We start from the raw sequence: 14,207 nt of genomic DNA, 5'->3' as shown, positions 1-14,207 counted from the left end.
CTAGCTTGCCGTCAACAGCTGCTCGGGGGAAGAGTCCGCGCCTCCAATGTACGCAGACGATCACATCAGGCGCGGCTGGCCTGACCGTACCGGTTGGCGGTGTCGAAGACGTCCTGGGCGTACCGGCGCACGTCGTTGTACGACAGGATCGCCCGCCACCAGTCGCTCGCGACGGTGAGGTTCCGGCCCCACTTGCAGAGGTACCGTCCGGCGGCGAGCGCCGCGTCGTTGAGGTTGTGCGGGTCCTTCACCCCGTCCCCGTCGGCGTCCGCCCCGATCTCCTCCCACGTGGTGGGGATGAACTGCATCGGCCCGACCGCCCGGTCGTAGGTGGTGTCGTTGTCCAGCTGCCCCTGGTCGGTGTCGCGGATCAGCATCCGGCCGCCCTGACCGTCCAGGGGCAACCCGAAGATCAGCGGGTCCTCGGCGCGGCCGTTCGGCTTCAGGGTGGCCCCGTTGGCCTGCCCGTGCCGGGACTCCACGTACCCGATCGCGGCCAGCGTCGTCCAGCTGAGCTGACAACCGGGTTCGGTCTGGGCGAGGACCAGCTCGGCGTAGCCGTACGCCTGCATCGCGACCGGGGAGATCCCCACCCTGGCACCGGTGGTCTGCGCCCAGCCCGCGAGCGCGTCGACCGGGCGGGCGACCACCGGGGCCGCACCCCCGGAGGGCAGCACCCCGGCCGGGGCACCCGAAGCGCCGGGCAGAACCGAAGCGCCGGGCAGACCCGACGGAACCCCACCGGGTGCACCCGGCACGGCGGCGGCGCCGGGGGGCAGCGGCACCTGCGACTCCAGCTGTGGCCAGGCCGCGTCGGTGGGGCTCCCGGCGGCCCCGGCCGCAGTCGGTTGGGCGTTGCGGGCGGTCGCCGGCACCAGCAACGCGCCGGTCGCCGCCATGGCCGCGACCAGCCCGAGGAGGAACAGTCCGGGTACGGCGAGCCGCCCACTGGGCCGCCTCGACCACTCCCGGGTGGCGCGTGCCGCAGCCCCCGCCATCCGCCGGGGCGGCGTCCGCAGGGCGTGGGCGAACGGCACCCGACGACGGGGATTGCCGGCCCGGGTCGGAGCCGCCACCGGTGCCGTCTCGCCGCCGACCGGGGCAGCCTTTCCACCGGTCTCGTCGGCTGCCTTGCCGTCGGTCCTGTCGGTGACCGGGGTCGGCTCGACGGAAGCCTTCTTCGACGTCTCGCCGTCGGTCCCGGCGGGTGTCTGCTCGGCCGGTGTCTGCTCGGCGGGTGTCTGCTCGGCGGGTTTCGGCTCGGCCGGTGTCTGGTCGGCGTGTTTCGGCTCGACGGGTTTCGGCTCGGCCGGTGCCTGGGTGGCGGGTGTCGGGGTGGTCGCGGGCGTGGGGGGCGCGTCCTGCTCGTCACGCCACCGGGCCAACCAGGGCCGACGGGGACGGGGAATCCGGGGCGTCTCGCCCTGCCCCGTGGGATGTGCGGGCGGCGCGGCCGACCGTAGCTGTCGGTTCGTCGGTTCTTCCTGGCCGTCCACCACCAGTCGAGTATCACCCATGTCACCCCGATAGTCAGGACCGGCCGTACCCTGGATCCATGCCCCGGTACGAGTTCCGTTGCCGCGCCTGCGGCGACACCTTCGAGGTCAACCGCCCGATGGCGGAGGCCGCTGCCCCCGCGTCCTGCCCCCAGGGGCACGACGACACAGTCAAGCTCCTCTCCACCGTCGCGTTCACCGGTCGCGGTGGTGCCGGTGCGGCCGGCGGCGCGCCCGCCCCGTCCGGTGGGGGCTGCTGCGGTGGTGGCTGCGGCTGCTGACCCGGCACCGTCGACCGCGACCGTCCTCACCGGACGGTTACGGCTACGGTTGTCTTGCCCTTGTGCAGGTGGGATGGCACCTTTGGGCGCAACCCCCGTCCCGTCTGGACGAAGGCGGACCGGGTGGCACGGGAGAGCATGACCCCGACGTCAGGTGCGGAGGTTCCACTCATGTCGTCACCGATCGACCTCCCGAGCGGCCTGGTGACCTTCGTGTTCACCGACATCGAGGGGTCGACCCGGCTGGCCCAGCTGCTCGGCCCGGACTACCGGCCGGTGCTGCGGGAGCACCGGCGGTTGCTGCGCCGTACGCTCGCGGGCACCGCCGGGGCCGAGTTGCTGACCGAGGGCGACTCGTTCTTCATCGCGTTCCCGGACGCCACTGCCGCGCTGACCGCCTGCCTGACCGCGCAGCTGGCGCTGACCGGGCACGACTGGCCCAGCCCCGAGTCCGCACCCCGGGTACGGATGGGACTGCACACCGGGTACGCCGAGCCCCGCGACGGCGAGTACGCCAGCCCGGAGGTGCACCGGGCGGCCCGGGTCGCCGCCGCCGCCCACGGTGGGCAGGTGCTCTGCTCGGCGGGGACCGCCCGACACGCCGATCCGCTGCCGGACGGGTCCTCCCTGCTGGACCTCGGCCTGCACCGGCTGCGCGGCTTCGACGACCGGGAGCGACTGTTCCAACTGGTCGCCCCGGGGCTGGAGCGACAGTTCCCCCGCCCGCGTACCGCCGACGCGGTGGCGCACAACCTGCCCACCCAGGTCACCAGCTTCGTCGGCCGGGAGGTCGAACGCGCCGAACTGGACCGGCTGATGCGTCAGCACCGCCTGGTCACCGTGTTGGGGGCCGGGGGTGCCGGCAAGACCCGACTCGCCGTGGAGTTGGCCGCCGCGGTCGTGGAGGCGTACCCGGACGGGGTGTGGTTCGTCGACATCGCCACAGTGACCGACCCGGGGCTCGTCGCCTTCGCCGTCGCGGCCGTCCTCGGGCTCCGCCCGGAGCCCGGTCGGCCGATGGTGGACACCCTCGTCGAGTACGCGGCCAACCGCGCCATGCTGATCGTCCTGGACACCTGTGACGCGCAGCCGTCCGCGTCGGCCGAGCTGATCTCCCGCCTGCTCGCCGGCTGCGGCGGGGTACGGGTCCTCGCCACCAGCCGGGAGTCCTTCGGCCTGCCCGGGGAGGTGGTGTGGCGGATACCGCCGCTGTCGGTGGAGCCCCGACCCGACGGCGCCCAGAGCGACGCGGTGGCGCTGCTGCTGGACCGGACGACTGCGGCCCGGGGAGGTCGGCAACCCGAGTCGGCGGAGGCGGCCGACCTGCGGCGGGTGGCGCAGCGGCTCGACGGGTTGCCGCTCGCCATCGAACTGGCCGCCGCCCGACTGCGGGTGCTCTCCGCCGGGCAGCTCGCCGAGCGGCTCGACGACGTGCTGGGCACCCTCGACGCGGGGCGGGGCCAGTCCGCCCCGGACCCGTGGGAGCGCCGGTCCGGCGGGTACGGTCCCGATCCGTTCGTCGGGTTCCCCGGGCCGGACTGGACCGGTCAGCAGCACGACACCGTCGACCTGGTGGCCGCCGCCCGGGGGGCCACCCCGCCCACCTCGGCCACCCGGGCGGTACGCCGCTCCGCGGTGGAGCGGCACGCCACCATGCAGGCCACTGTGACCTGGTCGTACCGGACCCTCGGCCCCCGGGCCGCCCGGCTGCTGCGCTGGCTGTCGGTGTTCGCCAGGCCGGTGGACCTGGCGACGATGCAGTGGCTGCTCGACGACGACCCGCTCGACCCGCTGAGCGTGCTCGTCGACAAGTCGATGGTTCTCGCCGAGCCGAGCGCCACCGGAAGCACCTACCGGATGCTCGACCCGATCCGGGCGTACGCCGCCCGTCGGCTGACCGAGGCCGGTGAGGAGCGGACCGCCAGGGACCGGCACGTGGCCTGGTCGACGCGGGCGCTGGAACAGGCCCACCTCGGCCCGGACGGGCAACCTGTGACGTTGTCGCTCTACCGTCTCGACCCGCTGGCCGGGGAGCTGCGGGCAGCGCTGCGCTGGTGCGCCACCGGCGGAAGCGCCCGGGCGGGGCTGCGCCTGGCGGGTGGGCTCGACCAGTGGTGGCGGGAGCGGGGGTTGGCCCGGGAGGGCCGGTTGTGGCTGTTCCGGCTCTACGGACGGATCGCCGAAACCGGTGAGGAGATCCCGGAGGCGGAGCTGGCGGCGGCGTACCACCTGCACTCCCTGCACGCCGGGGCCGACGGCGAGCTGGCCGAGGAGCTGCGTTTCTCGCAGCGGGCCGAGGCGGCGGCCCGGCAGGCGGGGGAGGCCGGGCTGCTGGCCCGGGTCCTCGCCGGACGGGCGGCACCGCTCATCGACATGGGCCAGTTCGTCGAGGCGGAGCGGGTCTGTCGGGAGGTCATCGACTGGGCGTACGAGCAGGGGGTGGCCGGTGACGTGCTGTTCGCCGTGTTCAGCCTGGCCGAGCTGCTCTGGCAGCGGGGTGCCCTGGACGACGCGGCGGAGCTGCTCGGGGCGGCCCGCCCGATCGAGGCGGCCCGGCCGGTGGAGCGGGGTCGCCGCTCGGTGGACATGCTGCTCGGCATGGTGGCGTTGGCCCGGGGCGACCTGGTCGCGGCGCACGAGCACCTTCAGGCGGCGCTGCGTTCCCGGCTGGCGCACGGCTTCCACGGCCGGGCCTGCGACACACTCGACGCGATCGCCGTACGCTGCGCCGCCGGAGGTGACCCGTCGACCGCCGCCCGGCTCTTCGGCGCCGCCCAGGCGACCCGGGCGAGCATGCGGTCCACCCCCGGCATCCACGACGCGTACTGGCTGCGACGCCAGACGGAGGTACGTGAGCTTGTCGGTGACGCGGAGTTCGACACCGCGTACGGCGAGGGCAGTGAGCTGAGCCTGGAGGAGGCGGCGGCCCTGGCGCTCGGGGTGGAACACCCCGACCTGGCCGCCGACTCGACCCGGTTCAGGACCACGGCCCCACCCCTCCTCCCCTGACCGAGGGCTCCTCCGTCAGGCGAAGAAGCGGGCCAGGTGGCTGGGGGTGGGCGGGTCGGCGTCCGGTGCCAGGGGGGTGAGGTCGGCGAAGATGCTGGCCCCGTCGCAGCCGGCGTGCAGCGGGTACCAGCGCGGGGTGCCGGGCGGGCGCTGCACACAGATTCCCTTGATCGTCTGCACGTCGAGCAGCCGTACGTGGGTCGGGTCGGCCACCGCGTTCACATGCCCCCACCAGGGGCTCATGACGTGCAGGACGCCCCCGGGGCGCAGCACCCGGTGGCACTCGTCCACCAGGGGCAGGAAGTCGATCAGGTGTTCCAGGATGTGTACCGCGAAGAGGACGTCCACCGAGTCGTCGGCAAGTGGCAGCGAGCCGGACAGGTCGGCGATCGCGTTCACCCCGGGAGCGGGGAAGATGTCCAGTCCCAGGTTCTCCGGGTACTGCTTCGTGCCGCCGCAGCCCAGGTCGACGACGACCGGGTCACGCCCGGCGACGCGTACCCGGGACCAGACCCCGAAGACCCCGGCGAGCCGACCCACCCGATCCCGGACCAGCCGGAGCTGCCCGGCGTCGACGACCTCCCCGGTCAGGTGGGCCACCCCCTGGTCGAAGCGGACGCGCACGGCCAGGTCCCGCAGCCGCGCGTCGTGTCCGGCCTGGTCCGCCCAGGTCTCGGCGAGGAATTCGTCGACCGCCCGCAGCCGTTCGGCCGAGGGCGGGGTCTGGGTCAGCGCGACCATGGGTCACCTCCGGCCGCCCGTTACCCGGTACGCCGCCCGCTACGCCCGGCCCGTCCACGTTCATCCGATCGGGGGCGGTCGCCTCGGGTACGCGGAGGACGCCCCCCTCAGAGTTCGGTGACCCGACCGGCGTCGACCTGGAGCCGTCGGGTGGTGTGCACCGCGTCGAGCATCCGCCTGTCGTGCGTGACCAGCAGCAGGGTGCCCGGATATCCGTCCAACGCCGACTCCAGCTGCTCGATCGCAGGCAGGTCCAGGTGGTTCGTCGGCTCGTCGAGGACCAACAGGTTCACCCCGCGCCCCTGGAGCAGGGCCAGGGTGGCCCGGGTCCGTTCGCCGGGAGAGAGGGTGCCGGCGGGACGCAGGACGTGCTCGGCGCGCAGGCCGAACTTGGCCAGCAGGGTCCGTACGTCCGCCGGGGCGGTGTCCGGTACGGCCGACCGGAAGGCGTCGAGCAGCGGCTGGTCACCGAGGAAGAGGCGACGGGCCTGGTCCACCTCCCCGACCACCACCCCGGAACCGAGGGTGGCATGTCCCCGGTCCAGTGGCAGCCGACCCAGCAACGCGCCGAGCAGGGTGGACTTGCCGGACCCGTTCGCCCCGGTCACCGTCACCCGGTCGGCCCAGTCGATCTGCAGGTCCACCGGGCCGAGGGTGAAGTCGCCTCGGCGTACCACAGCGTCACGGAGGGTGGCCACCACGGCCCCGGCGCGGGGCGCGGCGGCGATCTCCATCCGCAGCTCCCATTCCTTGCGCGGCTCCTCGACCACCTCCAGGCGCTCGATCAGCCGTTCGGTCTGTCGGGCCTTGGCGGCCTGCTTCTCGGTCGCCTCGGACCGGAACTTGCGGCCGATCTTGTCGTTGTCGGTGGCCTTGCGCCGGGCGTTCTTGACGCCCTTCTCCATCCAGGCGCGCTGGGTGCGGGCCCGCGCCTGGAGGTCGGCTTTCGTGTCGGCGTACTCCTCGAACTCGGCCCGGGCGTGCCGACGGGCCACCTCCCGCTCCTCCAGGTAGCCCGCATAGCCACCGCCGTAGTGGTTGACCTGCTGCTGGTGCAGGTCCAGCTCCAACACCCGGGTCACCGTCCGGGTGAGGAACTCCCGGTCGTGGCTGACCAGGACGGTGCCCGCCCGCAGGCCGGTGACGAACTGTTCCAGCCGTTGCAGACCGGCCAGGTCCAGGTCGTTCGTGGGCTCGTCGAGCAGGAAGACGTCGTAGCGGCTCAGCAGCAGCGAGGCCAGCCCGGCGCGGGCGGCCTGACCACCGGAGAGGCCCGTCATCGGATGGTCCAGGCCGACAGTGAGGCCCAGGTCGGCCCGGACCTGTTCGGCCCGTTCGGTCAGGTCGGCACCGCCGAGGCCGAGCCACCGGTCCAACGCCTCGGCGTAGGCGTCGTCGGCGCCGGTCGCACCGACGGTGAGGGCCTCGGTCGCGGCGTCCAGGGCGGCCTGGGCACCCGTCACCCCGGTCCGGCGGGCGAGGAAGTCCCCGACCGTCTCCCCGGCCCGCCGCTCCGGCTCCTGCGGCAGGTATCCGACGGTCGCGGTGGGCGGGCTGAGCGTCACCCCGCCCGCCTCGACCGGCACCGATCCGGCGAGGGTACGCAGCAACGTCGACTTGCCGGCGCCGTTCACCCCGACGAGGCCGACCACGTCACCGGGGGCCACCACCAGGTCCAGCCCGGAGAAGAGAAGCCGGTCACCGTGGCCGGCGGCCAACTCCTTCACCACCATCGTCGCGCTCATCAGAGGATGAGCCTAACCACCGCGTCCATCGGGTTTGCCCACCCGGTGTGCCGGCCGGGTCGACACGAGGCAGACTCGCGGTCGTGGTGACCACTCTGGCGATCGACTGTGGCGGCGGCGGGATCAAGGCATCGGTCCTCGACGCCGCAGGAACGATCCGGGCCCACCCGATCCGGGTGCCCACCCCGTACCCGCTGCCCCCGGCGCTGTTCGTCCGGACCCTCGTGGAGCTGGGGGGTCGGCTGCCGGCGGCGGACCGGGTGACGGTGGGCCTGCCGGGCATGATCCGGCACGGGGTGGTGGTGGCCACCCCGCACTACGTGACCCGGTCCGGCCCCCGGTCCCGGGTCGACCCGACGCTGCTGGCCGAGTGGTCCGGGTACGACGCCCGGACCGCCCTGGAGGACGCCTTCGGGATGCCCGCCCTGGTCCTCAACGACGCCGAGGTGCACGGGGCCGGGGTGGTCGCCGGGGCGGGCTGCGAGCTGATGCTGACCCTCGGCACCGGGCTGGGCAGCGCGCTGTTCGACGGTGGTCGACTCGCCCCGCACCTGGAGCTGTCCCACGCCCCGGTCCGGTGGGGCACCACCTACGACACCTACGTGGGGGAGCCGGAACGTCGCCGACTCGGTGACGGATTCTGGTCCCGGCGGATCCGGCAGGTGGTGGAGGGGCTCCGGCCGGTGTTCCACTGGGACCGGCTCTACCTGGGCGGCGGGAACTCCCGGCTGATCCGACCCGAGCAACTGGCCCGGATGGGTGACGACGTGGTGGTGGTCCCCAACACCGCCGGCATCGTCGGCGGGGTCCGCGCCTGGGAGCTGGCCGACGACCGGTACGACCGGGCCTGAAACCGGCCGACGGCCGGTACGACCCCGCACCATGACCGGCCGGCCGCGAACTTCCTCCGGGGGAACACTCCCGGTCCGGGCGGTGTTGTGCCAGCGTCGGGTAAGTGTCGGGGCGACAGCAGGAGGTGGGTCGGATGGACTTTCTGGCCGAGTACCGGCGGGCGACCGTGTTCTTCGAGGCGGGCGACCCGACCAGCGCGGCCCGGTTGCTGGAGCCGATCATCGAGGCGGAGCCGGACAACTCCTCGGTACGCCAGCTGCTGGCGCGGGCGTACTTCCAGTCCGCGCAGCTCACCCGGGCCGAGCAGCAGCTGCGGGAGCTCGTCGACCGGGACCCGAGCGACCACTACGCCCACCACGTCCTCGGTCGGACGTTGGAGCGGATGAACCGGCCGGTGGAGGCCCTGCGGCACCTGCGCATCGCGGCGGCGATGCACGGGACGAACACCGACTACACCACCGCCCTGCGGCGGGTCGAGTCCCGGGTCGGGGGCTCGGCGGCCGGACCTACGATGAGACGTCAGGCGAGCTGAGCGGAGGGGTGGCCGGGCGGTGAAGCTGAAGCTGGACCTGCACGACATCTTCAACAAGGGCCACGACATCGACCGGGCACTGCGCGGGATCATGGACGAGGCGGTGGCGAAGAAGGCCACCCTTGTGGAGATCATCCCGGGGAAGGGTTCCGGTCAGCTGAAGAAGCGGGTGCTGCGGTTCCTGGACCAGAAGGACGTCAAGCAGCTCTACCACCGGGTGGAGAAGGACTCGAAGAACTTCGGCCGGCTCTTCGTGCACTTCCGCTGGAAATGACGAGTGGTCGAGGGCGTGTCCGACCGGCCGAAGCTCCTGTGAACGTAGCCGATATGCGATGCTCGGACGTCGGGCCAGCACGAGGAGTGAGCCATGATTGACAAGTTCACGGTTCCGCTGCTGACCCCGTACGAAGCTGCTACGCATCTGCAGATCCCTGAGCGCACCATGCACCGTTGGTTGCGCCAGGACGCTGGTGGGACGCCGCTCGTGCACAGCGTCAAGCCGGAGCGACGGGGCTGGCCGTCGGTGCCGTTCATCGCTCTGGTCGAGGCCTACGTGCTCCGCGCTCTCCGTGATCTCGGCCTGTCGTCGCAGAAGATCGGCGGTGCTGCTGCGGCTGTCAGGTCCCATTTCGGGACGGAGTACGGACTGGCGACCCGCAAGATCGCGACCGACGGCGTCGACGTGTTCGTGCACTACCTGGACAGTGACGAACTCGCCCGCGCATCGGACGGGCAGATGCCCATCCGGCAGATCGTCGAGAACTACCTGCAGTACATCACCTGGGACGACGACGGGTTTGCCAAGCGACTGACGCTGAGGCGCTACGATCCGGCGGTCGCCCAGGTGGTGATCGATCCGCGGTTCGCGTGGGGCGCCCCGATTGTCGAACCTGCCAAAGTCGCCGTCGACACGGTCCTCGGCATGTGGAGAGGCGGAGAGAGTCCCGATGTCGTCGCTGGCGAGTACGGACTGAGCGTTGAACAGGTCGAAGCGCTCATCCGAGTCGCTGCCTGAGTTCTTTGCCGATCGCTGTCTGGGAAAGCAGGCTCCGGCACTGCTCGTCGAACGGGGTTGGATTGTCCACGTCGTCAGCGAACATTTCCCTGACGACGCTCAGGCGGTTGGTGACCCCGAGTGGATCGAGTACGGGTTACGACGTGGGTGGTCGCTGCTCACGCAAGATGAACGTATCTCCACACAGCCCACCGTCAAGGCGATGCTGCGCCAGTACAGCGGCTGCATCCACTGTCTGGACAGTGCGAATCTGGCGATCCAAGCGCGGGTCGCTCGATTCGAAGCACAGCGTGGGGCGATCCATCAGAACGTGCGGGATCGGCGAGTGGGGTTCTTCGTCGTGCGTGAGCGCGGAGCGCCGCGACGCAAACGTTAGCCGTCATGGTCGCCGGACAAGCATCGGTCTCGGAGGCCCAACCGGGGAACCCGGATCATAGGTTCGCCGGTTGGGCCGCGAGTGAGGTCTACAGCTCGTAGGTGCGGGCGACGGCGAGCAGTTCCGAGCTGTGTGAGCCGACCACCCCGACGTCGGGCGGGCGGGGACGGAACCCGGGCAGCGCGTCGAGGCCGTCGCTGCCGTCCATCGCCCGCAGCCGTACCGGCCGGTCGGGTCGGACCGAGGCGGTCATGGTGATCTCCACGCCCTCCGGGGGTGGGGCGTGGAAGACGACGCCGAGGTCCCAGGAGTGTTCGGGTCGGCCGAGCGGCACCGGCCGTCCGGCGACCGTCATCGCGGAGACCCCCGCCGTGTCGAGGTCGACGTGCAGTGTGGTCAGCCGGACCGGCCGTTGCGGGGTGAGCCGCAGCCGCAGGGTCCGCTGGTTGCCGACAGTGGTGTCGGCCAGCACCTCCAGGGTCGGTGCGGGCAGGTCGGCGGCGGGTGCCGGTCCGGCCCGCAGTTCACGGGCCCCGATTCCGGGGAAGTCGTCGACGGATTCGACGGCGTCGACGTACCCGGCGGTCCACGGCTGCGGGTCGGCCTCCCGGGTGAGCCACCGGGCCTGCCCGGTTCCGGCGTCGAGGGCGTACATCAGGTGGGTGGGGGTCGGGTGGGCGGCGTCGAACCGGTCGACGGCCAGGCCGACCCCGGCGAACACCACCGCCGCCAGGGCCGCGGCGACGGCGGGTATCGCGCCGAGCCGACGGGCTCTCAGGGCGGCCATCCCCCGTTGCCCACCGGCGGTCGGGTGCAGCAGGTCGAGAACGGGCAGTACGGCCAGGCCGAGCAGCACCGTGACCAGTGCGGCGACGCCGCCCATCGCCATCCCCAGCGCCGGGAAGAGCAGGACCACAGTGGGGAGCAGGACCACCACCGCGACCGCCCCGGCGGTGGTGACCGCGACGACCGCCCCGGGCCCGTCGAGCCGGGCGCGCACTGCGACCAACCCCCCGAGCGCCCCGGCCAGGGCCGGGAGAGTGAACAGGTACGCCCCGCCGGGGACCAGTACGGCGAACACCACCCCGAGCAGGGCCAGCCAGGTCAACCCGCCGACGGCGAGGGCCGCCGGGCCGACCGGGCGGCGCAGCAGCGCGTACCAGGCGATGAGGATCGCGGCGGCGAGGGCCACCACGGCGAGCCGGTACCAGGTCGGACGGTACGGGTCGAGCAGTTCGGCGTAGCCGGGGCGGATCGTGGTGATGCCCAGCCAGAGCAGTTGCGCGGCCAGGGGGGCGGCCACCAGCGGCACCACCGTCACGGCGAACCCGGCGGCGAGTCGCCCGGCGTCGGCCCGTCCACGACGTCGGGTGGACCAGCCGAGTGCGCCCACCGCGACCAGGGCGAGCAGCGCCAGGGGCACTGTCAGCCAACCGGGGTAGCTGACGAGTCCACCCGGCACGGGGAAGTAGGTGGCGTCGTGGTCGGCGTCCAGGTCGGTCAGGTCGGTCCGGCCGAATTCCCGGGCCAGCCCGAGCACGTTGGCGCCGTGGTGTTGGAGGCTGCGCCGGTCCACCGACGCCGCAGTGTCCAACGGGGTGTGGTAGATCGCCCCACCGTCGATGTACGCCGAGTTCAGCCCCACGAAGTCCTGGTCGAGGAAGGCGGTGAAGTCGGTGTCGTTGGGCAGTGCCCGGTAGACCTCCACGGCGAAGGAGGTGCCGACCGGGTGGGGTGCCCCCCGGCCGAAGACGTCGACGAGCCTGGCGTTGTCCCGGGAGGTCTCGAACATGATGACCGGGCCGGTCGATCCGCGTGCCTCCAGGTTGACCACCACCCCGCCGTCGGCGGCGAGCGGGTGGTCGGCGGCGAAGGCGGAGGCACCGCAGAGGCATGCCTCCTCGGCGTCGGTGAGGACGAAGACGATGTCGTTGCGGGGCGGGGGTCCGGCGGTCAGGGCTCGGGCCGCCTCCAGGATGGCGGCGGTCCCGGCGGCGTCGTCGTTGCCGCCCGGGCTGGTCTGCACCGAGTCGTAGTGGGCGACCAGGAACACCCGCCCGGTGGAGTCGGTGCCGGGCAGGTGGGCGACGACGTTACGGACCCGGGCCAGGGTGGCCCCACCGGCTGCCCCACTGAGCTGCCCCGCCTCCTCCGCGACGGTGTCCTGGATCTCGGTGGTGAGCCCGAGTCCGCGCAGGGTGCCCGCGACGTGTTCGCGTACCAGGTCGTTGGCCGGGCTGCCGGCCGGGTGCGGCTGCGCCGCCACCACCTCGACGTGCCGGTACGCCCGTTCGGCGCTGAACTCGTCGGCGGGGGCGTCGGCCGGGCGGGCCGCCGGGGGACGCAGGTCGAGCAGGCTGCCGACGCCGACGGCGAGCAGGGCGACGACAGCCAGGAGGGCGGCGAGCGGTCGTCGGCGGGGCCGGGACAGGGCGCGGTCCTGCTGACGGGTGACGGGTACGCCCACGAAGGTCTCCTCTGGGGCGGGGGTGGGTCACCATCCTGCCCTCTCGTGGCCGGACACGCAGTCCCCCGAGCGCCGCACCCCGGTCGGATGCGGTGGACCGGTGCGACATACCCCGGTCGGATGCGGTGGACCGGTGCGACACACCCGTGATCGGGAGGAACCAGGCATGCGCTTTGCCTGATTACCGGTCGTCCGTAACGTTGTGTCGCAGAAGGCCGTGGACGGGGCGGGACTGCGGTGGGCGGTGCTCGAAGGGGCACCGCCGGTCCCGGCGTGGCCGTGGCGTGTGGGACCGTTGTCTAATACAGCATCGGCGAGGCACTCGGAAGGAGCCAGACATCACCAGCGATCTCCCGCGCCTCGCGGCGGTGACCCGGTCGCACCGGGTGGCCGACCGGGCCGGACCCGTCGTCGTGCCCGCCGCTCACCAGCAGGGTGGCTTCGGGCACCACCCCAACCTGCCCCCTGGCGAACGACTGCGGGTGCTGCTGGTCGAGGACGACGAGGGCGACGCCTTCCTCGTCGGCGAACTGCTCGCCGAGACGAACTCCATGATCGACCTTCTGGTCGCCACGAGTATCAGCGAGGCACGCCGCCGGGTGATGGGGGTCGACTGTGTCCTGCTCGACCTCGGCCTGCCCGACGCGCAGGGCATCGACGGGCTCCGCCAGGTGCTGGAGATGTCCAGCGGGGCCGCGGTCTGCGTCCTCACCGGCCGCTCCGACGAGCACCTGGGGATCGTCGCGGTCGCCGAGGGGGCGCAGGACTACCTGGTGAAGGGGCAGGTCGACGGGGTCCTGCTGACCCGGGCGCTGCGGTACGCGGTGGAGCGCAAACGGGCCGACGAGAACGCCCGCCGGTTGCGCGAGGTGGAGCTGCGCCAGGCCGAGTCGGCCCGACTGGAACGGGGTCTGCTGCCCCAGCCGCTGATGACCACCGACGAGATCGCCGTGCACACCTTCTACCGGCCGGGGCGGCACGCCGCGCTGATCGGTGGGGACTTCTACGACGTCGTGCAGACCCGGCCGGACCGGGTCGACCTGATCGTCGGGGACGTCTGTGGACACGGGGTGGACGAGGCGGCGCTCGGGGTCGAGCTGCGGGTCGCCTGGCGGGCCCTGATCCTGGCCGGGGTGCCCGACGACGAGGTGTTGCCGGCACTGGAACAGGTGCTGATGAGCGAACGACGGTTGCAGGAGATCTTCGCCACCGTCGCCACCACCCGACTCGACATCGACGCCAACCGGGCCACCGTCCGCCTGGCGGGTCACCCCCCGCCGCTGCTGCTCTCCGGCGGCAAGGTCGCCCCGGTACCGGCACCGGGTGGTCTGTTGCTCGGCGTACGACCCCGCCGACCCGTCGCCTTCGACCTGGAGTTCGAGACCGATGACTGGTCCCTGCTGATGTACACCGACGGCCTCATCGAGGGGCGGGTGGGCGCCGGTGACGAGCGTCTCGACGTGCCCGGCCTGGCCGGGCTGCTCGACGAGCCGGCCAGTCGTGACGTGCCACTGCCCGAGCTGCCTCCGTGGTTGGTGGGTCGGGCGGAGCAGATCAACGGGGGCCCGCTCGCCGACGACGTGGCGATGCTCCTGGTGAACCGAGGCGGTGGCCGGTGACCACGCAGACGGTGGAGGACCCCACCACCGATCCGACCCCCCGACGCGGCGGTTGGACGCTGCGCCGTCGGGTG

Annotated in this window: 12 protein-coding genes; 8 read left to right on the top strand and 4 right to left on the bottom strand. The window is 72.6% G+C overall.

What is annotated here, in order from left to right:
* Window positions 1–65: 65 nt before the first annotated feature.
* Window positions 66–1,517 (bottom strand): lytic transglycosylase domain-containing protein, encoded by a 1,452-nt coding sequence (locus ABT336_RS01740; protein WP_502891075.1) that lies wholly within the window; start codon window positions 1,515–1,517, stop codon window positions 66–68.
* 38 nt (window positions 1,518–1,555) lie between these two features.
* On the opposite strand from ABT336_RS01740, the gene ABT336_RS01735 reads away from it, so the two are divergent.
* The gene (locus tag ABT336_RS01735) at window positions 1,556–1,777 is read left to right on the top strand and encodes an FmdB family zinc ribbon protein (RefSeq protein ID WP_350894549.1); all 222 of its coding nucleotides are present in this window, start codon (window positions 1,556–1,558) and stop codon (window positions 1,775–1,777) included.
* Window positions 1,778–1,948: 171 nt separating this feature from the next.
* Window positions 1,949–4,786 (top strand): ATP-binding protein, encoded by a 2,838-nt coding sequence (locus ABT336_RS01730; RefSeq protein ID WP_350894548.1) that lies wholly within the window; start codon window positions 1,949–1,951, stop codon window positions 4,784–4,786.
* A gap of 15 nt (window positions 4,787–4,801) precedes the next feature.
* Here ABT336_RS01730 and ABT336_RS01725 read toward each other — a convergent pair whose 3' ends face one another.
* Both ABT336_RS01725 and ABT336_RS01720 read right to left on the bottom strand, forming a co-directional pair.
* Window positions 4,802–5,527 carry a methyltransferase domain-containing protein gene (locus ABT336_RS01725; protein WP_350894547.1) on the bottom strand — a complete coding sequence of 242 codons (726 nt, stop codon included), beginning with the start codon at window positions 5,525–5,527 and terminating at the stop codon, window positions 4,802–4,804.
* 107 nt (window positions 5,528–5,634) lie between these two features.
* Window positions 5,635–7,272 (bottom strand): ABC-F family ATP-binding cassette domain-containing protein, encoded by a 1,638-nt coding sequence (locus ABT336_RS01720; RefSeq protein ID WP_350894546.1) that lies wholly within the window; start codon window positions 7,270–7,272, stop codon window positions 5,635–5,637.
* A gap of 83 nt (window positions 7,273–7,355) precedes the next feature.
* On the opposite strand from ABT336_RS01720, the gene ABT336_RS01715 reads away from it, so the two are divergent.
* The 5 genes from ABT336_RS01715 to ABT336_RS01695 all read left to right on the top strand — a co-directional run bounded on the left by ABT336_RS01715 (window position 7,356) and on the right by ABT336_RS01695 (window position 10,047).
* Window positions 7,356–8,123 (top strand): ROK family protein, encoded by a 768-nt coding sequence (locus ABT336_RS01715; RefSeq protein WP_350894545.1) that lies wholly within the window; start codon window positions 7,356–7,358, stop codon window positions 8,121–8,123.
* A 134-nt stretch (window positions 8,124–8,257) separates the two neighbouring features.
* Window positions 8,258–8,656, top strand: coding sequence for a tetratricopeptide repeat protein (locus ABT336_RS01710; protein ID WP_350894544.1), 399 nt, complete (start codon window positions 8,258–8,260; stop codon window positions 8,654–8,656).
* A 19-nt stretch (window positions 8,657–8,675) separates the two neighbouring features.
* Entirely contained in the window at window positions 8,676–8,930 is a 255-nt protein-coding gene (locus ABT336_RS01705; RefSeq protein WP_013736060.1) for a Smr/MutS family protein, read from the top strand.
* A 93-nt stretch (window positions 8,931–9,023) separates the two neighbouring features.
* Window positions 9,024–9,671 carry a DUF433 domain-containing protein gene (locus tag ABT336_RS01700; protein ID WP_350894543.1) on the top strand — a complete coding sequence of 216 codons (648 nt, stop codon included), beginning with the start codon at window positions 9,024–9,026 and terminating at the stop codon, window positions 9,669–9,671.
* Window positions 9,634–10,047, top strand: a complete 414-nt coding sequence (locus ABT336_RS01695) for a PIN-like domain-containing protein (RefSeq protein WP_350894542.1) — start codon at window positions 9,634–9,636, stop codon at window positions 10,045–10,047. The genes ABT336_RS01700 and ABT336_RS01695 overlap by 38 nt, the downstream gene beginning before the upstream one ends.
* A gap of 88 nt (window positions 10,048–10,135) precedes the next feature.
* Here ABT336_RS01695 and ABT336_RS01690 read toward each other — a convergent pair whose 3' ends face one another.
* The gene (locus ABT336_RS01690) at window positions 10,136–12,514 is read right to left on the bottom strand and encodes a M28 family peptidase (RefSeq protein WP_350894541.1); all 2,379 of its coding nucleotides are present in this window, start codon (window positions 12,512–12,514) and stop codon (window positions 10,136–10,138) included.
* 368 nt (window positions 12,515–12,882) lie between these two features.
* On the opposite strand from ABT336_RS01690, the gene ABT336_RS01685 reads away from it, so the two are divergent.
* The gene (locus ABT336_RS01685) at window positions 12,883–14,133 is read left to right on the top strand and encodes a PP2C family protein-serine/threonine phosphatase (protein ID WP_350894540.1); all 1,251 of its coding nucleotides are present in this window, start codon (window positions 12,883–12,885) and stop codon (window positions 14,131–14,133) included.
* Window positions 14,134–14,207 lie beyond the last annotated feature (74 nt).

It is taken from the genome of Micromonospora sp. NPDC000207 (genome assembly GCF_040300925.1).
Taxonomy (GTDB): domain Bacteria; phylum Actinomycetota; class Actinomycetes; order Mycobacteriales; family Micromonosporaceae; genus Micromonospora.
Note: the sequence above shows the minus strand (reverse complement) of the source record. Positions and strands in the feature narration are given on the sequence as shown.

Bases quoted from the DNA above. Each gene is read 5' to 3' on its own strand.
- ABT336_RS01740 (WP_502891075.1), bottom strand. From the start codon at position 1,517: ATGGGTGATACTCGACTGGTGGTGGACGGCCAGGAAGAACCGACGAAC.
- ABT336_RS01735 (WP_350894549.1), top strand. From the start codon at position 1,556: ATGCCCCGGTACGAGTTCCGTTGCCGCGCCTGCGGCGACACCTTCGAG.
- ABT336_RS01730 (WP_350894548.1), top strand. From the start codon at position 1,949: ATGTCGTCACCGATCGACCTCCCGAGCGGCCTGGTGACCTTCGTGTTC.
- ABT336_RS01725 (WP_350894547.1), bottom strand. From the start codon at position 5,527: ATGGTCGCGCTGACCCAGACCCCGCCCTCGGCCGAACGGCTGCGGGCG.
- ABT336_RS01720 (WP_350894546.1), bottom strand. From the start codon at position 7,272: ATGAGCGCGACGATGGTGGTGAAGGAGTTGGCCGCCGGCCACGGTGAC.
- ABT336_RS01710 (WP_350894544.1), top strand. From the start codon at position 8,258: ATGGACTTTCTGGCCGAGTACCGGCGGGCGACCGTGTTCTTCGAGGCG.
- ABT336_RS01700 (WP_350894543.1), top strand. From the start codon at position 9,024: ATGATTGACAAGTTCACGGTTCCGCTGCTGACCCCGTACGAAGCTGCT.